The 21978-nt window shown below is 70.7% G+C and carries 21 protein-coding genes; 5 read left to right on the top strand and 16 right to left on the bottom strand.

Translation table 11 applies throughout. From position 1 onward, the window contains the following. The first annotated feature begins 229 nt into the window (after positions 1-229). The gene (locus ABD289_RS12040) at positions 230-1237 is read left to right on the top strand and encodes a LacI family DNA-binding transcriptional regulator (RefSeq protein WP_344130289.1); all 1008 of its coding nucleotides are present in this window, start codon (positions 230-232) and stop codon (positions 1235-1237) included. A gap of 157 nt (positions 1238-1394) precedes the next feature. Here ABD289_RS12040 and ABD289_RS12035 read toward each other — a convergent pair whose 3' ends face one another. After that, positions 1395-3221 carry a hypothetical protein gene (locus tag ABD289_RS12035; protein ID WP_344130286.1) on the bottom strand — a complete coding sequence of 609 codons (1827 nt, stop codon included), beginning with the start codon at positions 3219-3221 and terminating at the stop codon, positions 1395-1397. Between the two features lie 456 nt (positions 3222-3677). Here ABD289_RS12035 and ABD289_RS12030 point away from each other — a divergent pair, with 456 nt between their 5' ends. Then, positions 3678-3839 carry a hypothetical protein gene (locus ABD289_RS12030; RefSeq protein ID WP_344130283.1) on the top strand — a complete coding sequence of 54 codons (162 nt, stop codon included), beginning with the start codon at positions 3678-3680 and terminating at the stop codon, positions 3837-3839. A gap of 122 nt (positions 3840-3961) precedes the next feature. On the opposite strand, the gene ABD289_RS12025 is transcribed toward ABD289_RS12030, so the two are convergent. Continuing rightward, positions 3962-4648, bottom strand: a complete 687-nt coding sequence (locus ABD289_RS12025) for a type 1 glutamine amidotransferase domain-containing protein (protein WP_344130280.1) — start codon at positions 4646-4648, stop codon at positions 3962-3964. 140 nt (positions 4649-4788) lie between these two features. On the opposite strand from ABD289_RS12025, the gene ABD289_RS12020 reads away from it, so the two are divergent. After that, complete coding sequence (locus ABD289_RS12020) at positions 4789-5688, top strand: LysR family transcriptional regulator (protein ID WP_344130277.1); 900 nt, start codon at positions 4789-4791, stop codon at positions 5686-5688. Positions 5689-5709: 21 nt separating this feature from the next. On the opposite strand, the gene ABD289_RS12015 is transcribed toward ABD289_RS12020, so the two are convergent. Together ABD289_RS12015 and ABD289_RS12010 are read right to left on the bottom strand one after the other, a co-directional pair. Further along, positions 5710-6342 carry a nucleoside/nucleotide kinase family protein gene (locus ABD289_RS12015; RefSeq protein WP_344130274.1) on the bottom strand — a complete coding sequence of 211 codons (633 nt, stop codon included), beginning with the start codon at positions 6340-6342 and terminating at the stop codon, positions 5710-5712. Then, a complete protein-coding gene (locus ABD289_RS12010) occupies positions 6339-6650 on the bottom strand; it encodes an MFS transporter (RefSeq protein ID WP_344130271.1) in 312 nt (103 codons plus the stop codon). Before ABD289_RS12010 ends, ABD289_RS12015 begins: the two co-directional genes overlap by 4 nt. 120 nt (positions 6651-6770) lie before the next feature. On the opposite strand from ABD289_RS12010, the gene ABD289_RS12005 reads away from it, so the two are divergent. Next, a complete protein-coding gene (locus ABD289_RS12005) occupies positions 6771-7805 on the top strand; it encodes a LacI family DNA-binding transcriptional regulator (RefSeq protein WP_344130268.1) in 1035 nt (344 codons plus the stop codon). Between the two features lie 25 nt (positions 7806-7830). On the opposite strand, the gene ABD289_RS12000 is transcribed toward ABD289_RS12005, so the two are convergent. Beyond that, entirely contained in the window at positions 7831-8373 is a 543-nt protein-coding gene (locus ABD289_RS12000) for a sigma-70 family RNA polymerase sigma factor (RefSeq protein ID WP_344130266.1), read from the bottom strand. A gap of 289 nt (positions 8374-8662) precedes the next feature. Then, positions 8663-11320 carry an ATP-binding protein gene (locus tag ABD289_RS11995; RefSeq protein WP_344130264.1) on the bottom strand — a complete coding sequence of 886 codons (2658 nt, stop codon included), beginning with the start codon at positions 11318-11320 and terminating at the stop codon, positions 8663-8665. A gap of 178 nt (positions 11321-11498) precedes the next feature. Here ABD289_RS11995 and ABD289_RS11990 point away from each other — a divergent pair, with 178 nt between their 5' ends. Beyond that, the gene (locus ABD289_RS11990) at positions 11499-12359 is read left to right on the top strand and encodes a macrolide 2'-phosphotransferase (RefSeq protein ID WP_344130261.1); all 861 of its coding nucleotides are present in this window, start codon (positions 11499-11501) and stop codon (positions 12357-12359) included. Positions 12360-12380: 21 nt separating this feature from the next. Here ABD289_RS11990 and ABD289_RS11985 read toward each other — a convergent pair whose 3' ends face one another. The 10 genes from ABD289_RS11985 to ABD289_RS11940 form a co-directional block, all read right to left on the bottom strand. Next, a complete protein-coding gene (locus ABD289_RS11985) occupies positions 12381-13313 on the bottom strand; it encodes an alpha/beta fold hydrolase (protein WP_344130258.1) in 933 nt (310 codons plus the stop codon). Between the two features lie 62 nt (positions 13314-13375). Further along, on the bottom strand, positions 13376-13981 hold the full coding sequence (locus tag ABD289_RS11980; protein ID WP_344130255.1) for a GNAT family N-acetyltransferase: 606 nt from the start codon (positions 13979-13981) through the stop codon (positions 13376-13378). 55 nt (positions 13982-14036) lie between these two features. Continuing rightward, positions 14037-14741, bottom strand: coding sequence for an ATP-binding cassette domain-containing protein (locus ABD289_RS11975; protein ID WP_344130252.1), 705 nt, complete (start codon positions 14739-14741; stop codon positions 14037-14039). A gap of 412 nt (positions 14742-15153) precedes the next feature. Next, positions 15154-15693, bottom strand: a complete 540-nt coding sequence (locus ABD289_RS11970) for an ABC transporter substrate-binding protein (protein ID WP_344130249.1) — start codon at positions 15691-15693, stop codon at positions 15154-15156. Between the two features lie 83 nt (positions 15694-15776). Then, positions 15777-16550, bottom strand: coding sequence for a class I SAM-dependent methyltransferase (locus ABD289_RS11965; RefSeq protein ID WP_344130246.1), 774 nt, complete (start codon positions 16548-16550; stop codon positions 15777-15779). Continuing rightward, positions 16535-17809: an MFS transporter gene (locus tag ABD289_RS11960; RefSeq protein ID WP_344130243.1), complete on the bottom strand. Its 1275-nt coding sequence runs from the start codon at positions 17807-17809 to the stop codon at positions 16535-16537. The genes ABD289_RS11965 and ABD289_RS11960 overlap by 16 nt, the downstream gene beginning before the upstream one ends. After that, positions 17806-18816, bottom strand: a complete 1011-nt coding sequence (locus ABD289_RS11955; protein ID WP_344130240.1) for a dipeptide epimerase — start codon at positions 18814-18816, stop codon at positions 17806-17808. The genes ABD289_RS11960 and ABD289_RS11955 overlap by 4 nt, the downstream gene beginning before the upstream one ends. Further along, complete coding sequence (locus ABD289_RS11950; RefSeq protein WP_344130237.1) at positions 18813-19862, bottom strand: PLP-dependent cysteine synthase family protein; 1050 nt, start codon at positions 19860-19862, stop codon at positions 18813-18815. The genes ABD289_RS11955 and ABD289_RS11950 overlap by 4 nt, the downstream gene beginning before the upstream one ends. Further along, complete coding sequence (locus ABD289_RS11945; RefSeq protein ID WP_344130234.1) at positions 19859-20665, bottom strand: Rossmann-like domain-containing protein; 807 nt, start codon at positions 20663-20665, stop codon at positions 19859-19861. Before ABD289_RS11945 ends, ABD289_RS11950 begins: the two co-directional genes overlap by 4 nt. Continuing rightward, the gene (locus tag ABD289_RS11940; protein WP_344130231.1) at positions 20662-21921 is read right to left on the bottom strand and encodes an ATP-grasp domain-containing protein; all 1260 of its coding nucleotides are present in this window, start codon (positions 21919-21921) and stop codon (positions 20662-20664) included. Before ABD289_RS11940 ends, ABD289_RS11945 begins: the two co-directional genes overlap by 4 nt. Positions 21922-21978: the final 57 nt, after the last annotated feature.

The following is a 21978-nucleotide window of genomic DNA, read 5'->3' as shown; positions in this document are numbered from 1 at the left end:
AGAATTCCGTTTCGGCGAACTGGAGAGCGCTCTCGGATTCCGCGCTCGGCCGGTTTCGCGCGGAAGTGCGTGGTCGGGCTCGTCGTGCGCGCACTTCCGCTGGCACGCGCGGTTTTTCCGCGCTCCGAAAAGCGCGGGCGCCGGCTGCGGATCATCCGGCGTAATTCGGAAGCGGGAATGCGGGGATGTAGCCTTCGCGGCATTGGTTCCCGCCGCGAGGAGGAGCGTGATGGTGCAGGGGCACCGCAGACCGACGCTGGAAACGGTGGCCGAACGTGCCGGTGTCTCTCGCGCGACGGTGTCCAGGGTGGTCAACGAGCAGCCGTCCACTCCAGAAAGCCGCCGCGCGGTCGAAGCGGCGATCTCCGAACTCGGATATGTGCCGAACCTGGCCGCGCGCACCTTGGTCACGCAGCGCACCGGGCTTATCGCGCTGGTGCTGCCGGAATCGTCGACCAGGGTGTTCTCCGAGGACCAGTTCTTCTCGCAGCTCATCCAGGGCATCAGCCAGGAGCTCGACGAGGCCGATCGGCAGCTGGTGCTGATGCTGGCGGGATCGGTGGAGAGCAGGCAGCGCATCGAGCACTCGGCGCAGGCCAGGCACGTCGACGGGGTGATGCTCGCGTCGCTGCACGGCACCAATCCGCTGACCGCGGCGCTGGTGCGCTCGAAGATCCCGGTGGTCAGCAACGAGCGAGCGCTCGGGCCGGTGGAAGTGCCGCACGTGGACGTGGACAACCACGGCGGCGCTCGGGCGGCGGTGGAGCACCTCATCGCTGCGGGGCGCGGCCGCATCGCCAGCATCACCGGGCCGCCGGACATGATCGCCGGGATCGACCGCAGGCAGGGCTACCGGGACGCGCTCGGCGAGGCGGGCATGGCACTGGTCGAGGCCACCGGGGACTTCACCAGGAGCTCCGGTGCGGACGCCATGAGCCGGCTGCTGGCCGAGACCCCGGATATCGACGCGGTTTTCGTCGCCTCGGACCTGATGGCCGACGGCGCCCTGCGCACGTTGCAGCGGGAGGGCGTGCGGGTGCCCGACGACATCGCGGTGATCGGCTTCGACGACATCGAGCTCGCCCGGCAGACCGATCCGCCGATGACCACCGTGCGTCAACCCATCACGGGCATCGGCCGCAGCATGGCGGGGCAACTGCTGCGGGCCATCGACGGGCAGCAGATCGAGCCCGCGATCACGTTGCCGACGGAACTGGTCCTGCGCGCATCGGGCTGATTCCCGGTTCAGGCAGAAATGGGGCGCGGGCGGACGATTCTCGCCGGAATCGAGTGGTGGTTCAGCCCTCTTCGCCGACCGCCGGGTGAATGCGGACCGAAATGAGGTTCCGGACGGATGATTTCCGTCCGGAACCTCATTTCGGGGTGCCGCCGGGTCAGGGGTAGCTGACCACGTTCGACGGCTGGGTCTCCGGCGGAGTCACCGCGCCGGTGTCGTTGATGACGTGCTCGGTCGCGCCCTTGTTGTTCAGCGAAACCGTCACCAGGCTGTGGAACTTCACGTTCGGGTTCTCCGGAACCTCGAACGCGTGGTAGTTGCGCACGTCCGGGTTGGTGTTGAAGTAGTTGTAGCTGCCCAGGCCCCACGCCTCGTGCGAGGTGACGTCATCGGCGACCTTGTAGGCGGCCCAGCCCTTGAGCCCGTTGTCGTTCATGTACGACGCCTGGTCGGGCACGTCGTAGGGCTGCTCGTTCTGGTAGAAGATGGTCTTGCCGCCGTTGCCGTTCCAGATCGTCTGGTACTTCTGGTAGTGCTCGACGAACAGACCGGTGGCGGTCACGTCATCGCCGTTGACGGTCACACCGGTCTCAGCGGTGTTGATGTCCCACCCGTAGGTGCCCTCGTTGCCGTGGTCGGCGCGCCAGGCCCAGACGTGGTCCAGCAGCGTGTTGTTGCTGTTGACCACCAGGCTCTGGGTGGCCTTGCCCGCCACCGAGCCGCCGATGCGGAAGAACACGTCCTGCGCGCTGATCGGGTTCTGCGAGTGGTCCGCCGAAGCGCCCTCCTCGCCGATGGTCAGCAGGCTCGGCGAGTTCGTCTCGCCCGCGTCGAACAGCAGGCCCTTGAGGCGGATGCCGTCGGCGTCGGCGACCTGCATGGCCGGCTTGCCGGTGGTCGGCTGCAGCGTCGGGTAGCCGATGCCCAGCACCACGGTGTCCGGGTTGTTCACCTGGATGGTGTCGTCGAGATGGTAGACGCCCGGGGTGAAGAGCAGGTTGCAGCCCCGCGAGAGCGCATCGTTGATGGTCTGCGCGGTGTCGTCGGGCTTGGCGACGTAGAACTCGCTCATCGGCACCGAGGTGCCCGGCGTGTCACCACCTGCCCAGCTCGGGCCCGATGCGTCGGGGCGCAGTTCCGGCTTGTTCACGTGGAACTTGCCCTGGGCGTCGGCGTAGAGGTACGGCACGTCCCGGGAGACCGGGGTGGTCGGCAGGGTGGTGTGCGGCGGCTCCGGGAACGCGGTGGGCGGGGCGCCCTCCACGCCGGAGAACGTCATGTTCCAGACGCCGCCGTCCCAGCTGCCGAACTTGGAGTCCTTGGAGTACCACTGCTGCTGCGACGAGGACTCGGCGCTGCCGTCGACCACGGAGTCCGAGATGTAGCCGCCGCTCGCCCAGCCGTAGCTCTTCGGGTACAGGTCGAGGTCGCCCTTGATGTGCATCCGGCGGAACGGCGCCGCCTGCGACACGGCCCAGCGGTTGGAGCCCTGCGGCGTGACCGTCATGTTCTCGGCCGAACGCCAGAAGTTCTGGGTGGCCTTGCCCTCGTCGCTCTCGTTGAAGGCGTCGACGGTGAGGTTGCCGTTGAGGTTCACGTCGCCGGGGTTCTTGCCCAGCCCGGCCACCGACGTGTAGTAGCCGACGTTGATGTTGTTGTCGTAGTCGCCCGGCATGAACAGCTCGGCCACCCGGTCTTCCGACATCTGGTCGGTCTGGGTGTCCTTGAGGTTCTCGAAGTCGGCGTCGAGCTGCTGCTGGATCTGATCCGCGGGCATGCTCGGGTCGAAGATGTTCACGTTCTCGCCGAAGTCCGGCGTGTCCGTGCCGCCGCAGGCCTGCGGTCGAACATCGTTGGGCTGCGGAGCTTTCGCTGCTGGAGCGGCCCCGGCGGCGGGCGCCGTCGCGGTGACGACGGCGAGCGCGGCCATCCCGGCGAAGAACGGGAACCGGCGGCGCCCACGCCGTTGTGAGACGGGGGTCATGGGATAACGCACCTCCTGAAGGAACAGAGCAGAGAGCGCTCTCAGGCGGCACCCTAGACCGATCAAGATCCGGAAGGGAAGGGCTCGCGGACGGCACTGCAGCGCCGTCCGCGAGTTGCCGTTTTCCCCGTAATCCAGGTAATCCCAGCGCTGAGCCAAACGACTGCCTTGATGCGGCGACGCTTTCGCGCCCCGGGGTGAAACATTCCCATTTCTCCACGGGTGTTCCACGCGCCGGTGTGGATGAGCGGTGACAGTTTTGCCTATAACTGTCACGTGATCATGCCCGTTTTGTCCGCACAGTTTTAGGCAAAACTGTCACCGCTAGGGGCGCCGGTGGTGCACGACGGACGGGCCGGGTGGGACACGCCCGTGCGTCGGTCGGTGGCGACGAGTTGCTCCGGATGCCAACATCGGGGGCCTGAATGGGTTTTCGAGCAGACGGGGGGACACCTGGTGGCGGTCAAGATCGTGCACACCGAGCTGCGGCAGGAGCTGCGCTTCGGCGATCGCGCAACCGCGGAGCACTACATCCACCACCACGGCGGCGCCAACGCCTGGTACGTCACCACGGTGACGCCGGGCCGCAGCCCTCAGCGCGCCGAGCAACGCGGTTAGGCGCGGGTTCACCCCGCACCTGAGGCGGTTGCCGCGCATTCCCGAGCGGACCGGACGCGGACGTAGCAGGGCCCGGTAGGCGAGACACCGCCTACCGGGCCCTTCCTTCGCGCGGACTCCGCTCAGAGCGCCTTGAGCAGCTCCTGGGCCAGCGGTGCCGAGGACGCCGGGTTCTGACCGGTGTAGAGGTTGCGGTCGATGACCACGTTGGGCGCCCACGGCTCGCCCTCGGAGAACTCGGCGCCGAGGTTGACGAGGCGGTCCTGCAGCAGCCACTTTGCCTTGTCGGCCAGGCCCGCCTGGGTCTCCTCGGTGTTGGTGAACCCGGTGACCTGGTAACCGCGGAACGGCGAGTCCGGGCCGGTGGCCAGCAGCGCGGCCGGTGCGTGGCAGACCACGGCCAGCGGCTTGCCGGAGGCCAGGGTCTCGCTCAGCAGCTGCCCGGAGTCGGTGTTGACCGCCAGGTCCTCCATCGGGCCGTGCCCGCCCGGGTAGAACACCGCGTCGTAGTCGGCGAGGTCGGCCTGCGCGAGGTCGATCGGGTTGCGCAGCTCGGTGCCCGCCTGCTCCAGGACCTTGGCGATGTGATCGGCGTTGTCCTGGCCACCGTTGGCCTCGGTGGCCAGGCTGCCCTGGTCGACCGGGGGCTCGACGGCGCCCGGGGTGGCCACCACGACCTCGTGCCCGGCGGCGGTGAGCGCTTCGTAGGGCGCGGTGAACTCCTCGGCCCAGAACCCGGTCGGGTGCTTGGTGCCGTCGGCCAGCGTCCACTGGTCGGAGCCGGTCATCACGAACAGGATGGTTGCCATTGCACTTCGCATTCCGCTTGAGAGTCGTGCTTGCGTCCTCGACGGTAGATGCGCCGCCATCAGGGTGCCAATTACGAGTGCGATGGCAGGTATAGAAATCCTGATGGATCAACGATGCCGCCCGGGCTAGCATCCTGGGCGTGGTGTCCAGTGAATCCAATGGCCCGGTCGACCTCGGGCTGCTGCGCGCATTCCTCGCGGTCCACCGGACGGGTTCGTTCACGGCGGCCGCGGGCGCGCTCGGGCTGTCCCAGCCCACGGTGACCGGGCAGATCCGCGCGCTCGAACAGCGGCTCGGGCGCAAGCTGTTCGAGCGGTTGCCGCGCGGCGCCGCGCCAACCGCCGCGGCCAGCGAACTGGCCATGCAGGTCGCCGCCCCGCTGGACGAGCTCGCGGCGGTGACCGAACGCGAGCTGGGCGCGTTGTCCGAGCCGGTGCAGCTGGCCGGTCCCGCCGAGCTGCTGTGCGCGCGGGTGCTTCCCGCGCTCGCGCCGCTGGTCTCCGACGGGCTGCGGCTGCGGGTGACCACCGGCCTGGCCGACGAGCTCCTCGACGGATTGCGCGCGGCCGCCTACGACCTGGTGGTGTCCTCGATCCGCCCGCGCGGCAGGAGCGTGACCGCGATCCCGCTGGTCGACGAGGAGTTCCTGCTCGTCGCATCACCGGACCGGGCCCGCGGCATCGACACCGCCGACCCGGCGGGACTGGCGGGGGTGCCGCTGCTGACCTACGCCGAGGACCTGCCGATCGTGCGGCGGTACTGGCGCCACGTGTTCGGGCGGCGGTTGACGACCCAGGCGGCGGTGGTCGTCCCGGACCTGCGCGGCCTGCTGGCCGCGACCGCTGCGGGTGCGGGCATCACCGTGCTGCCGCGCTACCTGTGCGCGGCCGAACTGGCTTCGGGAGCCCTGGTGCCGCTGCTGGAACCGGAGGACCCGCCGATCAACACGCTCTACCTCGCCGAGCGCGCCGGAGCCCCCGAGCGCCCGACGGTCACCAGCATCCGAGAACGGCTGCTCGCCGATGCCCGCACCTGGTGAACCGGGCCCGTTCCGGCGGTGTCACCAGTCCTCGTCGATGACCAGATCGGCCCTGGCGCGGGTGGGAGCGATGCGGGCTGCGTTCGGCAGGTCCGTGGTCTTGACCCACTCCCGCGCCGCCGACGGGGTCTTGCCGTGACCCGTGTGCCGCGCGAGCAGGCGTGACACCAGCTCCTCGTGCGGCGGGTCGAGGAACCACGCCTCGTCCAGCAGCCCGCGGACCTCGCTCCACGGCCCCTCGTCCAGCAGGAGGTAGTTGCCCTCGGTGATGACCAGGGGCACCTCGGGGCCTACCGCGATGGAACCGGCGTAGGACTCCTCGACCTCGCGGTGGAACTCCGGCGCGTAGATCGGGTGCTCACCGGGGGTGCGCAACCGCTGCAGCAGTGCGGCGTAGCCCGCCGCGTCGAAGGTGTCCGGTGCGCCCTTGCGGTCCCGGCGGCCGAGGCGGTGCAGTTCGGCCTCGGCCAGGTGGAACCCGTCCATCGGCACCACGACGGCCGCGGGACCGAGTTCGGTGCGCAGCTTCTCGGCCAGCGTGCCCTTGCCGGAGCCGGGCGGGCCGGTGATGCCCAGGATTCGGCGCCGGCCGGTCGAGGCCAGCTCGCGGGCGCGCTCGATCAGGGCGGGAAGTCCGCCCTGGTGCCCGGTCACGCCTTGCTCCGCGCGCGCAGCGAGCTCTCGATGTCCTCCAGCGTGCGGTTCTTCGTCTCCGGCAGGTTCCGGTGCAGGCAGACCAAGAAGAGGATGCCGAACGCGCCGTAGATCCAGAACAGCCCGGTCGCGGTGAGCGCGTTGATCAGGGTCAGCACCGAGATCGAGATCAGGAAGTCCAGGCCCATCAGGACCTCGGCGTTCGGGGCGAACAGCAGGCCGCCGAGCGCGGCGATGGCGGAGGCGCCGAGCACTGCGCCGCGGTGTCCGAGGTCGGCCACCTGCGGTGGCGGTGTTGCGGTGGTCATGCTCTGCCTCCCAGACCCGCGGCGGTGCGGGTCGACCTGCGCCGGTGGCGCGATCTCCACGTTGAGCGATCGGAAATCTAAACCTCGGTTAAGCGCTTGCGCAACCGCTTAACTGCTATCGTGCGTGCCACTGACGAGCCCGAGGGAGTGCTTGCCGTCATGGCGACGATGACCGATGTCGCGCGCGTCGCGGGAGTGTCCGCGGCGACGGTCTCGCACGTCGTCAACGGGACCAGGGCCGTGCGGGAGGAGACCCGGCGAGCGGTCGAGGACGCCATCGCTTCCACCGGTTACAGCCCGAACACCCTCGCGCGCTCGTTGGCCACCGGCGGTACCAGCTCGATCGCGGTGGTGATGTCGGCGATCTCCAACCCGTACTTCGGGCAGGTGTTGCAGGGCGTGGAGGCCGAGGTGGTCCGACAGGGTTACACGCTGCTGCTCGCCGACCCGCACGACGATCCGGAGCACGAGCTGACCGTGGTGCGCACCATGCGCGAGCGCCGGGTCGACGGGATCGTCCTGGCCGCCTCGGCGGACCCGCGTCCGGCGCTGGACCACCTCGACGCGCAGAACGTGCCGGTGGTGCTGGCCGACCGGCTGCTCGACGAGCGCTACGACCAGGTCGGGCCGGAGAACACCGAGCCCACCGCGCAGCTGGTAGACCACCTCGCAGGGCTGGGGCACCGCCGGATCGGCATGATCGCCGGTCTGGCCGGGCTGTCCACCACCGAGGAGCGCCTCATCGGTTATCGGGAAGGGTTGGCCCGCAACGGTTTCGAGTACGACTCGGCGTTGGTCGACTCCGGTCGCTCGGACAGCGCGGGCGCCGCGGACGCCGTTGCGCGGTTGCTGGCGGTCCCGGACCGCCCCACGGCCTTCATCGCGGCCAACAACAGCATGACCATCGGTGCCATGAGCGCATTCGGCGATGCCGGGCTGGAGGTTCCCAGCGACGTGGCTCTGGTCGGCTTCGACGACTTCCCGTGGGCCGACCACTTCGCTCCGCGCCTGACGGTGGTCGCCCAGCCCTGCGCGGACATCGGTGCGAAGGCCGCCCAGCTGCTGCTGCGCAGGCTGGCCGATCCCTCGGTCGAGCCGGAGACCCACCGGTTGCCCAGCCGCCTGGTGCACCGGAACTCCTGCGGCTGCCGCTGAAGGCGCAGGAGCGTCCCGGGTGCGTTCAGACGCGGGGCTCGGTGGAGTCCTTGAGGTGGCGCATCGCGTGGTGCAGGCGGGATTTGACCGTGCCAGGGGGGATGCCCAGGGCCGAGGCGGCCCGGTCGGCGGTGCAGTCGTTGTAGTAGACCTCGTAGACGACCGAGCGGTGGGCCGGGTTGAGCCGGTTGACCATGCTGGTGACCGCGATCCGGGTCACCACCGCCTCGGAGTGATCGGCGAGCTCGGCGGTGACCGAGGCCCCCGCGTGCTCCTCGACCTCCGCGGGGCGTGCCTTCCGCGCGCGGATGCGGTCGATGGCGATGTTGTGCGCGACCCGGGTCAGCCAGCCCCAGATCGATCCGCGCTCCGGGGTCAGCGAGTCCGCGTGCTGCCAGGCGCGCAGCATGGTCTCCTGCACGACGTCCTCCGCGTGGTGCGGGTCGGAGAGGATCTGGTTCACGTAGGACAACAGCCGCGAGTAGTGCTCGTCGTAGAGGGTTCTCAGCGCTCGTTCGGCGGCGGGCTCGGCGGCGCTGTCGGGCCGTTCCAGGGCGACTGTGGTCATGGGTCCGTCTGCATTCGGTTGTGCGCCCCGGTTTTCGAGAGTCCACTGTGATCGGTGGACGCCGGGGAACGTCTTGGCGGGACGTCCACAGTTTGCCGGTTTTCGCGGTAGCGGGTAATCCAGGAGCTCACGTAGATTTCCCGCGCGAGGTCTGGAAAATGCTCAGATGAGCGGGATCGGGTGAATTGGGGAGCGGCCGAACGGCGCAACAGCTTTGGGCCGCAATAAGAATCGTCGGCTTGAACAGCCACAGTGGACTAACAGGGTTAGTTTTCCTGGAGGTGGGTGCTCAAGCGGAGTCCTCCACCTCGCGGTGCTTGGTCGCTTCCACCGCGATCTCCACGCGGGAGCGAGCTCCGAGCTTGCTCAGCACGTGCGAGACGTGCACCTCCACGGTGCGCCGCGAGGAGGACAGCGCCGCGGCGATCTCGGGATTGGCGAGGCCGTCACCGACCAGCAGCGCGATCCGCCGCTCGGTGTTGGTCAGCGCCTCCCAGCCGGTGCTCGCCCGCTGCTTGCGCTTGCGGGGGCGCTGCAGGCCGTGCGCGTGCATCGCGGAGTCGATGCGCCGCAGGTCCCAGGCCGCGCCCAGCGCCTGGAAGATCTCCACCGCCTCCGCGTAGGACTTGCGCGCTGCGGTCTGCTCACCTCGTTCCGCCTGCAGCAGCGCCAGGTCCTCGAGCGCGCGGGCGCACTTGGGCGTCTGGTTGGTCTTGCGGTAGAGCTCGATCGCCGCGCGCAGCGCGGGCGGGTCCCGGTCCAGCAGTCCCCTGCAGTGCTGCGAGGCGGCGAGGATGTTGGGCACCGCGCCGACCGAGGCGTCCTGCGCGCAGGCGTCGTTGGCTTCCGCGGCGGTGCCGGTGTCTCCGATCTCGACCGCCAGCCGCACCAGCTGCGGCAGGAAGACGTACCGGGTGGCGAAGCGGTCGCCCCGGTGCAGGAATCCGGTCAGCAGCTGCACCGCGAGCTCGGTCTCGCCGTCGATCTCGGCACGCATCACCTCGGCGACCAGCGGGAACCCGCGGGAAGCCGGGCCGAGCCGGTCGAGGTGGCCGCGGAACGACTCGTTGTCGTCGCGCTGGCCCGCGATCATCGCCGAGAGCCCGTGCAGCCTGCTGCGATCTGGCTCGCTCATGTGAGCGGTGAGTTCCGACGCGGCCTCGAGCTCCGCGGTCGCGTCGTCCCAGCGGCCGACCGTGAAGTAGTGGTAGGCGGCGGAGAGCCGGATCGCCGCGAGCCGGTTCCAGGTGGCGCTGCTCTCGGCGATCGCCAGCAGTTCGTGCAGCGCGCGGTCGGCCTCGTCGCTGCGGCCGAGCGCGAACAGCAGCATCATCCGGTCGCTGAGCACCTGCAACCGCAGATCGGTGTGCTCGCGGGCGTCGCCCAGCGCGGCGGTCGCCTCCTCGAGGCAGACCACCGCCTCGGTCAGATCGCACTGCCGGGCCAGACCGCTCCCGCGCACGTGCAGCGCGAGCCCGAGGGCGTAGGGGTCGTTCGCGGCGCGTGCCTCGTCCGCCGCGCGCTCCACCGCGAGGTAGGCATCCTCGAAGCGGTCCTCGGCCAGCAGCGCCCGGCCCAGCACGGCCTGCGTCCGCGCCGACCACGGTCGCTCGAAACCAGGCGTGTGCAGCGCCTTCTCCGCGACCTCGGTGGCTTCGCCGGTCAGCCCCAGGGTGGCCAGCGACCAGGTCAGGTACCAGTTGAGCTCGGCCGCGTGCGACTGCTCGCCCTCCTCGGCGAGCATTTCGCGGGCCAGCTCGCGGACCTGGCCGGGGCGGTTGAGCTGCACCAGGGCGAGCACCTTGCTCACGCGCAGCTCCGCGCGGCGTCGATCGTGGCGGGGCAGCTTCCCGACGGCGATGGTGAGCAGCTGCTCGGCGCAATCAGGGCTGTGCTGGGCGAGCGCCCGGGCGTGCTCGGCTAGCCAGTTCATGCCCCAGTCGTCGAACTCGGCGTCGGCGAGGTTCACCGAGGCCAGCAGCTGCTCGCCGACTCGCTCGGCCGGCGCGCCGGAGCTCTGCAGCGCCTGCGCGGCCTGGTGGTGCAACGCCACCCGCAGCGGGGTGGGAGTGGTCTCGCGCAGCGCCTGCCGGACCAGCTCGTGCTGGAAGGTCAGCCGGGGGCCGGATTCGAGCAGCAGCCCGGTTCGCAACGCCTCGCCGAGCCGGCCGGTGAGTTCGATCATCGGCTGTTCCGAGACGGCGCGCAGTTCGGTGACCGAGAACGGTGACCCCAGCAGCGCGGCGATGCGCAGCAACTCGCAGGTCGTCTCGTCGATGAAGTCCAGCCGGGCGATGATCGACTCGGCCGAGGAGTGCGGTGGTTCGGCGGCGACGAGCTCCGCCCTTCCGTCGACGACCTCCAGGTGCCGGGTCCGGACCAGCTCGCCGAGCAGGCCGGGGTTTCCGGCGGTGTGCTGCAGCTGCGCGCGCATTCGCGGGCCGATTCCGGTCGCGCCCGCGAGCCGCGCGGCCAATTGCGCGCTGGTCGCGCGGTCGAGCGGTGGCAGCGTGATCCGCGTCGCGCTGACGCGGGAACCGCCGTCGGCCCGTGTGGGCCGCGCGGCGGTGACGAGGAGCAGTGGTAGCTCCTCGGCGAGCCGGGCGAGCCGCTGCAGCAGGGCGTCGTCGGCTTGGTGGGCGTCGTCGATCACCAGCACCAGCGGCGCCTCGTCGCACCGCTGCTCGACCGCCGCGCGGATCGCGTCGGGGTCGCCTGCGGGCAGGTCGAGGCGTTCCAGCAGGGCGTGCGGCCCGTACGAGCGGTCGGCGGCTGCGCCGCGCACCGCGCATCCGCGCAGCGCGGCCTCGGTGGTGAGCTGTTCGAGCAGCGCGGTCTTGCCGATCCCCGGCTCGCCGTCGATTCGGAGCACATCGCCGGTCCCGGCCGTGACTCGGTCGATCAGCTGGCGGATCCGGTCGAGTTCCGCATCCCGGCCCAAGATCACCGGTGTCGAACCGTTCGCCGCCATCACCGCGCCCGCTTCCGAGTCGGTATCCGCCGACCACCGGCGCCGCGGCGGGCTGCCGCGGCGGAGTTACCACCGATCCGCAGGATCGGCCTCTGCGGTGCGCAGACTATCGCCAGTCGGGACGGCGGCGATACCGCCGCGCTATCGTCGTGCCGTGCTCGAAGAACTGGCGAGGCGGCACGGGCTCCGGGTGCGCGTGCTCGACGTCGACGAGACCGGTTGGGACTTCCGGGTCGGACATGCCGTGGACGCCGCCGGCGTGCGCTGGGTGCTCCGGGTTCCGCGCCGGACCGAGGTCGCCGAGCAGCTGGAGGTCGAACGCCGGCTGCTGGCATACCTGCGCACGCGGCTGCGGGTGCGCTTGCCGGAATGGGAGATCTGCTCGCCCGAGCTGGTCGCCTACCGGCGCCTGCCAGGCCGCCCGCTGGCCCCGGAACACCCCGAGACCCTCGAGTACCAGTGGTGGACCGAGGCGCCGGCGGAATTCTTCAAGGTCCTGGGCGAAGTGATCGCCGAGCTCCACCGGATCCCGGCCGAGGACGTCGCCGCACTGGGGATCGCGGCTTCGGATGGGCTGCGGCAGGAGCTCGGCGTCGAGCTGCGGCGCGCGGAGACCGAACTGGAGGTGCCCGCGGCGCGTTCGAGGCTGTGGCGCGCTTGGCTGGACGACGATCGCCACTGGCCGGGGGAGCACTGCTTCGTGCACGCCGACCTGCATCCCGGGCACACGCTGGTCGACGAGAGCGGTCGCCTGCTCGGAGTGCTGGACTGGACCGATGCCGCCATCGACGATCCGGCCGTGGACTTCGTCGCGGTGCACAACGCCTTCGGCGAGGCCGGGCTGGAACGCCTGCTCGCCGCCTACCGGGCCGCGGGTGGCCTCCCGCGTCCGCGGCTGCGCGAGCACATCGAGCTGCTCAGCGGTTTCCGCTTCGGCGTGTCCCTGGGCCTGCACGGTCTGGACACCGGCAACCCGGGGTTCGTGGCGATCGCCCAGCGCCGAATCCGGAGCTGACGCGCCGGTTCGCCGAGCCCGTCAGGTTCCGCTGGAGGGGAACGGGTTCGGCCCGCCTTGCCGCAGCAGCGAGACCCAGCGGTCCGGATCGTGGTGCGCGGGTTCGGTTTCGGCCGCGAATCCCTTCAGCAGGTCGACGTAGCGCTCCGGTTCGGACAGGTGCGGGAAGTGCCCGGCGTCCTGGAAGATCTCCAGGCGGCTCCACGGCATCGCCTCGTGCAGGATCTCGGCGTGCGAGACCGGGATGACCTGGTCGCGCTCGCCCCAGACCAGCAACGTCGGCATGCCCTCGGTGAGGTAGCAGCGATCCAGCATGGAGGCCACCTGGCCGCTCGCGTCGACGACCGAGCGCAGCGTCCGCAGGAAGGACGCCCGCGCGGTGGCGGTGCGCATCGCGGTGTAGCAGTCCAGCACGAACTCGTAGTCCTCGCCCATGCCGAGTTCCCCGGTCCAGCGGGGGACCGGTCCGAGCATGGCGGACAGCTTGCTCAGCGGTGTGCCGGTGATCAGCGGCAACGCCGCTTCGGCTCCCGGCGCGGCGAGCGCGCGCAGGACCGGGTGCACCTCCGGTCCTGCGCCGCCCGGGCAGGTCAGCACGAGCCGTTCGCAGCGCTCGGGGAACTGGTAGGCGAACTGCATCGCCACACCACCGCCCAGCGAGTGCCCGATCACGGTGGCGCTCGAGATCCCCAGCACCGCGAGCAGGTCCCGGATTCCGCAGGCGTAGGCGCCCACCGAGTAGTCGGCCCTGGGCTTGTCCGAGTCGCCGTGCCCCAGCATGTCCGGTGCGATCACGGTGTAGTGCTCGGCCAGCGGTTTGAACACCTTTCGCCAGGTGCGCGAGCTGTCGCCGATCCCGTGGATCAGCAGCAGCGCGGGTCCGTCACCGGCGATCCGGAATGCCCGCCGATACCCGTGAATGGTCCGATACTCGATGTCGAGCTCACCCGCCATGTGCCCATTGAGCCATCTGCGGGTTCCCATCGCGTTGCGTCGAGGTCACCACGCGACAGTCTTCAACCGATCGAGTGGCCTGCCGGCATGGCGAGATCGGATACCTGCTGGTCACCGCTCACCGGGATCGGGATCTCGAAGTGCACCGCCGGGCTGTGCGCCGGGTCGGTCCGTCCATCGTGGATCTCCGTGCCGATGCTGCGCCAGAACGGTTCCGCACCTTCGATCTCCACGTTGGTGTGCAGGTAGATCCGCTCGTATCCGGGCGTGCGCGCCACGAACCGGCAGGCGAGGTCGACCAGTTCCCGGGCCAGGCCGTTCCTGCGGTGTTCGGGGCGGATGTAGACGCGGAAGACCTGCGCCGTGCTGCCCGACGGGTAGCGCTCCGCCAGCCACGGGGCGTGCGGCGGGCTCTTCGGCCCGTCGGCGCGCACGGCCGTGGTGCCGACGACCTCGTCGTTCAGCGCGGCGACGAACAGCGCCTGCCGGGGGTGCGAGAAGTAGGCGCGGTCCATGTCGATCACGTCGCCGTGCCAGCGCGGGCGGTAGCCGTGGCCGAAGACGTTGTAGAAGGTGTCCAGCATGACCGACCGGGCGCCGTTGGCATCCGCGGGCCCGGCTTCCCGGACCGCGTAGCGACCGACCTGCCGTTGTGCGAGCTCCGCCACGATTACCTCCCTCATTGGATCCAGTTGTTGAAAATGGTATTCAATTCGTGGTTCGCTATGTGATCCGACCTGCGGTTTCCGGGGAGGTGGCCTCGACGAGCGCACGGGTGGCCGGGTGCTGCGGCGCCGCCAGCACCTCCGCGGCGCGACCGCGCTCGACGACCCGGCCCTCGTCGACGACCAGCACGCGGTGTGCCGACGCGGCGACGTCGCGCACGTCGTGAGTGATCATCATCAGCGCGCAGCCCGTGTTGTGCTGCAGCTTCGCCAGCACGTCGAGCAGCTCGGCGCGGCGCCGGGCGTCCAGGCCCGAGGTGATCTCGTCGCAGATCAGCAGGTCCGGCTCGGCGAGCGTGGCGCGGGCCAGCGCGGCTCGCTGCAGCTCGCCGCCGGACAGCGCCGCGGGCAGACGCGCCGCTGTGGACTCGGGCACGCCGAGGGCGGCTAATTCCTCGGCGGCCCGCGTACGCGCCTCGGCGCGGGGCGCGCCGCGAAGCCGCTCGGCGGTGCGCGCGACCTGGTGCAGCACCGAGGTGAACTCGCCGAACGAGGCGCGGGCGTCCTGGAACACGTACTGCACGCGCGCCAGCTGCTCCCGGGATCGGCGGCGCAGCACCGGGGACAACGTGCGGCCGCCGAGCGCGAGCTCGCCGGAGCTGAAGCGGTGCAGGCCCGCGAGGCAGCGCGCGAGGGTGGTCTTCCCGCTTCCGTCGAGGAAGTCGGTGCCGAGCAGGTGCCCGCCACCGAACAGGGAAGGCAACGTCCTTGCTGGTGTCGTCCGTGGCGGTCCGAGCAGGGCCACCAGGACCGGCACGGCCACAAGCAGGACGGGGATCGCTCACTTGGTCATCGGCCGATCTCCGAGGTGGGGACAGCGCGCGGGCCGCGAGGTCCGCGCCGAGGTTGACCAGAACCGTGGTGCGGCCGAAGACCACCGACGGACCCTGGATGGCCGGCAGGTCGCGGGCCGAAATCGCTTCCAGCAGCGCGGTTACCAGACCAGGAATGACGAAGATCGCCTCCACCACGATCGATCAGCCAGTCGGCCGTGCGCGCGAGCTGCTGCACCGCGGGCGCCGCGGCGTTGGGCAGCGCGTGCGCGAACCGGATCCGCGTGGCGGAGAGCCCGAGGCGGCGGGCGTGCTCGACGTAGGGCGATCGCTGGCCATCGATCATCCCGCGCGCACCAGGCGGCTCAGCGAGCAGATCGGACGCAGCAGCAGCACGGTGATCGGCAGCACCAGCAGCGCCGGATCGATCGGCAGCGACCCGCCGATCGCGGTGGGCGGGAACCAGCCCAGCTGGACCGCGAACACGGCGACCAGCAGGATCGGCATCGCGAACTCCGGTGCCGCGTACAACGGTTCGGTGATGCGCGCGTAGCTGGCCAACACGTCCGCTGCCCGAACCGGGCGGCCGTCGTGGAAGTTCGCTTGCCGCAGGGTGATCCGCCAGGTCCGCAGGTCGGTCGAGGATTCCCAGCGCTCGGCCGGGCGCGGCTGCGGGGACATGTCGCTGCCGTAGTCCGCGAGCTTGTCGAAGAGCGCTTTGGCGCGGGCGATCTCGATGTAGAGGTCGGTCTCGTGCGGGTCGAGCGTTTCGGCCGATCCGCCGCCGGAGAAGGCGGCGCGCAACCGCCCGCCGGCTTGGGCGGGCCGACCGGGGGCGCGCCTGCGGGCGAGCAGCCTGCCAGCAGCGCGCCACCTGATCACGCGGCCGCTGCGGTCAGGCCCAGGAAGCCGCGTCGATCGAGCTCGTGCATTGCGGGTCTCCTCACTCGGGTGCGGGGATGCGATCAGTCGATGCGCCGGGCGACCAGGTGCAGCCGGTCGCCGGACATGCGTTCGGACAGCTCGGCGTCGGCCCGCCAAGGGGAATCGGTGCGCGGGCCGGGCTCGTCGAAGAGCGCCAGCACCTCGAAGCCGTGCCGGGCGGCGAAGTGGCGCAACTCCTGCGGGAACAGCAGCCGCCACTCCGAGTGCTGCACCAGCTCGTCGGCGCCCGGCCACGACCAGCGCCGCTCCCGGCGCAGCAGCTGTTCCGCGTGGTCGATCCACAAGCGGGTCAGCGACCGGTAGTCCACGCCCTCGTAGCTGAGCGTGCGGTCCCGCACGCCGTCGAGCAGCTCGGTGTTGCCCAGGAAGAACGCCCCGTTGCGCGCTTCGGCGATGAGCAGCCCGCCGGGCCGAAGGTGCTTCCCGCAGCGGGTCAGGAACGCGTCGAGCTCGCTGTTGCGGTGGCAGTACAGCAGCGCGCTGTCCAGACACGTGATCACGTCGAAATCGGACGACAGCGCGAAGTTCCGCATGTCGGCCACGGAGAACCGCGCCCGCGGGCAGTGCCGGGCGGCGTGCGCGACCATTTCCGGCGAGCTGTCGAGCCCGGTGACCCGGTATCCCCGCGCGCTCCAGTAGCGCGCGTCACGTCCGGTGCCGCAACCGATGTCGAGCAGGTCGCCGCCGCCGCCGAAGCGGTGCACCAGGTCCTCGACGAACCGGGCGGCGACGTGCTCGGGATCGGGGAACCAGGATTCGTAGATGGCCGGGTTGTCGGTCAGGAAGTTGGGCACGCCATCTCCTCGTTCGATTCGGTGCGCGGATCGATGACGCCGCGCCGGTGCGCGATGAGCGCGGCCAGCGCCGAGGCCAGGCCGATGGCTACACACAGCACCGAGGGCAGCCACGGCCAGCGCGCCCCGGCCACGTCGGTGGCCATGCCGATCAAGGCGTTCCCGCCCGCCGCGGTCAGACCCGAGGCCAGGTAGAACACGCCGAAGTAGGTGCCGGACAGCTCGGTGCGGCCGAAGGACGGGATGAGCTCGTAGACGAACGGCTGGGCCAGCATCACGCCGACCGACAGAGCGAAGGCGGTCGCCAGCACCGGCATCAGTCGCAGGGCCGCGCTGGCAGCGCTGGCGGCCGGTTGCTCCGGCATCAGGGTCGCGGCGATCGCGGTGATCGCGAAACCGCCGCCCATCACCGCGAGTCCGGTGGTGATCGATCGACCGCGGCTCCAGCGCCCGCTGAACCATCGGGTGAGCCGCACTTGCAGCAGCAGGCTCGCGGCCGTGGACACCAGGAAGATCACCGAGACCGATGCGGAAGTGCCGGTGAAGCGTTGCGCCTGCATCGGCAGCACCAGGTACAGCTGGTTCTGCAGCGCGAACAGCCCGGTCATCGCCCCGGTGAAGGCCAGGAACCGGCGGTCGGTGAGCACCCCGCGCCAATCGGCGAGCACCGAGGTCTCCGATCGCACTACCGCTCGGGCCGGTAGCACCAGGACCTGCGCGATGGTCAGCAGCGCGAAGATCACCGCGGCCACGACCGCCGAAGCGCGGAAGTCGACCAGCAGCAGTGCGCTGCCCAGCAGCGGGCCGAGCAGCATCCCGACGTTGGCGAAGACGTTGAACAGCGAGAACATCTCGGCCCGCCGATCGTCGGCCTCCTGCGCGAGGTAGGAGCGCACCGCCGGGTTGAACAGCGCCCCGGCCAGTCCGGTCAGCACCGAGGCCGTCAGCAGCACCGGCAGCGCGGTGCCGAAGGCGAACATGCCGAACCCGATCGAGCGCAGCGCGCAGCCCGCGATGATCACGCCGCGCGCGCCGAGCCGGTCCGATGCAGACCCGCCGAGCAGGAACAGGCCCTGCTGGCTGAGGTTGCGCACGCCCAGGATCACCCCGACGACGGCCGCCGACAGCCCGATATCCCGCCCCAGATAACCGGCGAGGTAGGGGATGAGCAGGTAGAAGCCGGTGTTGACGCCGAGCTGGTTGACCAGCAGTACCTGCACGGCGAGCGGATGGCCGCGCAGGAGCCGCCAGGTGCTCACGAGGGATGCACCCCTAAACCGACGTCGCCCGCGATGCGCAGCAGACCGTTCTCGCCGCCCAGGCCGGTCCACGGGTCGCGGGAGAGCAGCAGGTGGCCGTCGAGATCGACCCAGCGAGCCAGGCCGCTCAGGTGCACCGCGGGAGCGATGCCCAGCGAGCTGGCGACCTGGCAGCCCAGCATCACCTCGACGCCGAAACCGCGTGCGGTGTCGATGATCTCGCGCGCGGCACGAATTCCACCGCACTCGGGCAGCTTGACGTTGACCCCGTGCACTCGCGAACCGAGCCGACGCACGTCTTCGGCGCTGCGGGCGTCCTCGTCGGCGATCACCGGTACCGGAGACGACTCGGCGACCTCGGCGAGGAGGTCCGGGTGTCCCGGCGCGATCGGCTGTTCCACCGCGTCGACTTCGAATTCCGCTGCGGCGGAGAGCATCCGCTTCGCCTCGGCGACCTCCCACGCGCCGTTGGGGTCCAGCAGCAGCCGGGCGTCCGGAGCGACCTCGCGGATCGCGGCCAGGCGGGCGATCTCGTCGGCGCCGCCGGCGAGCTTGATCTTGAGCACCTGGAACCCTCGCCGGGTCAGGTCACCGGCCGCCGCCACGGCCCGGGCGGTCGGGACGATCCCTATCGTGCGCGCCGTCGGTACCGGCTGCCGCAGAGCGGCCCCGACGAGCTCGTGGACCGGCACGCCGCGCATCCGCGCGACCAGATCGTGCAGGGCGGCGTCCAGCCCCGCGCGAACGCCCGCAGAGACCGCGGGCAGCTCGCCGACCAGCGCCTCGTCCGGTGTCCTCCCGGCGAGCTGCCGCTGCGCCGCTTCGAGCTCCTCCTCGATGCGGGACACGTCGAGTCCGTAGTAGACGCTGGTGACCACTTCGCCGTGGCCCGCGACGCCCTCGTGCTCGGCGGTGATCGTCACGGCCTCGCGCTCGGTCATCACCGAACGCGAGATCCGGAACGGCTCGCGCAGCGCGAGACCGGTTGCCGCCCAGGTGAACCTCACGCGGGAACCTCCACGTTCAGCAGCGGATCGACGACCACCCGGCAGCGCGTCCACCCGGTCGCCTCGACATCGGGGTGGGCGACCTCGATCGGCCGGGTCGCGATCGGGTCGTCCAGCAGTCCGCGCGCTCGGCAGAAGTCGTCGTCGAAGACGGTCCCCAGGTAGCGGTGCGGCCCGTCGGGGAAGATGGTCACCACGTTCGCGCCGGGCTCGACCCGCGACGCCCACGCCGCCACCACGGCGACCGCACCGGTGCTCCAGCCGCCGGTGACGAACGAGTCCCGCGCCAGCGTCCGGCAGGCGGACACCGCCTCCCCGGGGCCGACCCAGTGCACCTCGTCGAACTGCGCGTAGTCGACGTTGCGCGGGTGAATGCTGCTGCCCAGCCCGCGCATCACGCGCGGGCGCGCCGGCTGGCCGAAGATGGTCGAGCCCACGGTGTCCACCCCGATGAGCCGCGCGTGCGGCCAGCGCCGCCGGACCGCGCGGATCACTCCGGCGCTGTGCCCGCCGGAACCGACGCTGCACACCAGCACGTCCACCCGGTTCAGCCCGCGCACGATCTCGGCGCCCATCTCGGCGTATCCGGCGGGGTTGTCCGGGTTGTTGTACTGGTCCGGCCAGTAGGCGCCGGGCAGCGCTCGGCGGATCTCCCGAACTCGGTCCAGCCTCGCCTGCTGCCAGCCGCCTTCGGGATGGGGCTGGTCGACGACCTCCAGCCGGGCTCCGTGCGCGCGCAGCAGCGCCCGCATGCCGGGTTCCAGATCGCTGTCGACCACCAGCACGATCGGGTGGCCTAGCGCGTTGCCCGCGAAAGCCAGTCCCACGCCGAGGGTGCCGCTGGTCGACTCCACCACCGGCGCACCCGACGCGAGCTCGCCGCGACGCCGCGCGCCGCGCAGCATGGACAGGGCCGCACGTGCCTTCATCCCACCGGCGCTGAGGCATTCCAGCTTCGCCCAGAATCCCGGATGCGGTTGCGGCAGCGGTGCCGACACCCGCGCCAGCGGGGTATCGCGCACCAGGTCGAGCAGATCGGGATTCAATCCAGGACCTCCCCCGGGTAGCGGTAGAGCAGGCTGGCGCCGCCGTCGAGCCAGAAGAACGGGTAGGGCTCGGCGGAGACGGCTGTGACACCGGCGCCGAGGAAGCGCGGCAGGATCCCGCTACCGGTCTGCGCGAACAGCACCAGCGGCTTGCCGGTGGCGCGCGCGTGCTCCAGCAGCGGCTGGAACGTGCCGTTGCCCAGCACCATTCCGGACGCCAGCACGGCGTCGCAGTCGTCCAGCACGGCCGCGGCATCGGTGCGCACCGGTTCGCCCCACTCGGTCGCACCGCCCTTGTGATCGCACGCGATGTATTCGGTGCCGCGTTCCCGCAGCTGGTGCAGCAGCGAGTTGACCACCCCGATCACCAGCACCCGGCGCACCTCGGGAAGCAGATCGACCACGAGCTTCGCGCGGTCCAGCGACTTCTGCAGCGAGCTGCCGCGGCCGGTGGTGACCTCCTCGGCGTGGCGGTGGTGCGGGCGGACGGACTGCAGGTAGCCGTCCAGCGCGGCCACCCGGACCGCGGGCAGCGGATGCCGCAGGAGCTCGCGCACCGGTTCGCCGACGCAGTCCAGCACCACGTCCTCGCCGAGTTCTCCCGGCTCCACCGCGCAGGAGCCAACGGCCTCGTCGACCCGCAGGCTCAGCACGTGGTTGCGGTAGGAGCTTCGTCGTGACGCGTGCCGAACTCCCTGCTGGGTAAGAAATCCCACGCTGACCGAGGCGTCCGCGAGCTGCTCGCCGTGGTGTCCGTCGTGGACCTGTTCGATCAGCTCGTCCATCGATCGCGGCGCGGTCATGCGGCGTCCTCGGCGTAGCGCACGTCCAGCGACCCGATCAGCGCCTCGGCGCGGGCGCGCGCCGCGCCCGGCCGCTCGCTGGTGACCATCACGTGCCCGAGGTAGTTGTTGTTGCTGGTGGCCGCGCCGGCGTGATGCCCGCTGGGCTTGACCCGGAAATCGGCCACCGCCGGGTCTCGCAGCGCCTCGGTGCCGCGGATCTCCTCGATCGGTCCGGACCTCGGTGGCAGCAGGAAGGAGATGGCCGCGCTCGCGGCTCCGGTGTCCACCCTGGACAGGTCCGGTTTCTCGCCAAGTGCGACCTGCGCGTAGGCGGCGGGCAGGTCGATACCGGTGACCCGCCGGACGAGCTCGGTGATCTGGTTGCCCGCCGGTCGCGGGTTGACCTCAACGAGCTTCGGCCCGTCCTCGGTGAGCTTGAGCTCGGTGTGGCACACGGTGTTGTCCAGCCCGAGGGCCTCGATGGCGGCCACCGCGGTCTCGGTGACCCGGTGCTCGGTGGCTGCGTCGAGCGCGGCCGGGAACATGTGCCCGGTCTCGACGAACCACGGTGCGCCGGCGACGCTCTTGTCGGTGACGCCGACGACCGCGGTCCGCCCGCCGAAGGTGACCGTTTCCACGCTCACCTCGGCCCCGGTCAGCCGTTCCTCCAACAGCACCACGGGACTGCGCTGCTGGCCTCGGGCGTTGACCGGGAAACTCCGGATGTCCTCGAAGGCCTCGCGGAGCTGACCGGCATCGGCCACCTCGCGCACGAACATCCCCGCGCACAGATCCGCCGGCTTGACCACCAGCGGATAGCCCAGCGCCGCCGCGCCCTCTTCCAACCCGCGCAGCGATTCGGCGAGCGCGAAAGCGGGCCCCGGCACATCGGCTTCGCGCAGCGCGAGCCGGGTGCGGTCCTTGGCGCAGGCCCGCTCGACGGCTTCGGGTGGCGGTCCGGGCAGGCCGAGTCGTTCGGCCAGTCGGGCGGCGGTGCCGAGGTAGTAGTCGCACGAGGTCGCGACGCCGTCGAAGTTCAGGATCGGCTGCAGCCGCTCCAGGTGCGGCAGCAGCTCGTCGGGGTCGTTGGTCTCGACGGTCAGCACGTTGCCCGCGCCCAGCAGCGGATGCGGTCCAGGGCCGGGTGTCGAGCGCAGGTAGTGCTGCAGGTCCCGGGTGGCGAAGCTGAACCGGTGGCCGCCCTCGCGGATGCCTCTGGGCAGCAGCGTGCTCATCGCGCCTACCCAGCTCTCCACCAACAAGAGGTGACCCACGACGACTCCTATCCGATGTTTACGGGGCAACGATCGGTGATGATAATCGTTTTCAAG

The organism is Saccharopolyspora halophila (genome assembly GCF_039531955.1).
Classification (GTDB): domain Bacteria; phylum Actinomycetota; class Actinomycetes; order Mycobacteriales; family Pseudonocardiaceae; genus Saccharopolyspora; species Saccharopolyspora halophila.
This window is presented reverse-complemented; position numbering and strand designations above follow the sequence as displayed.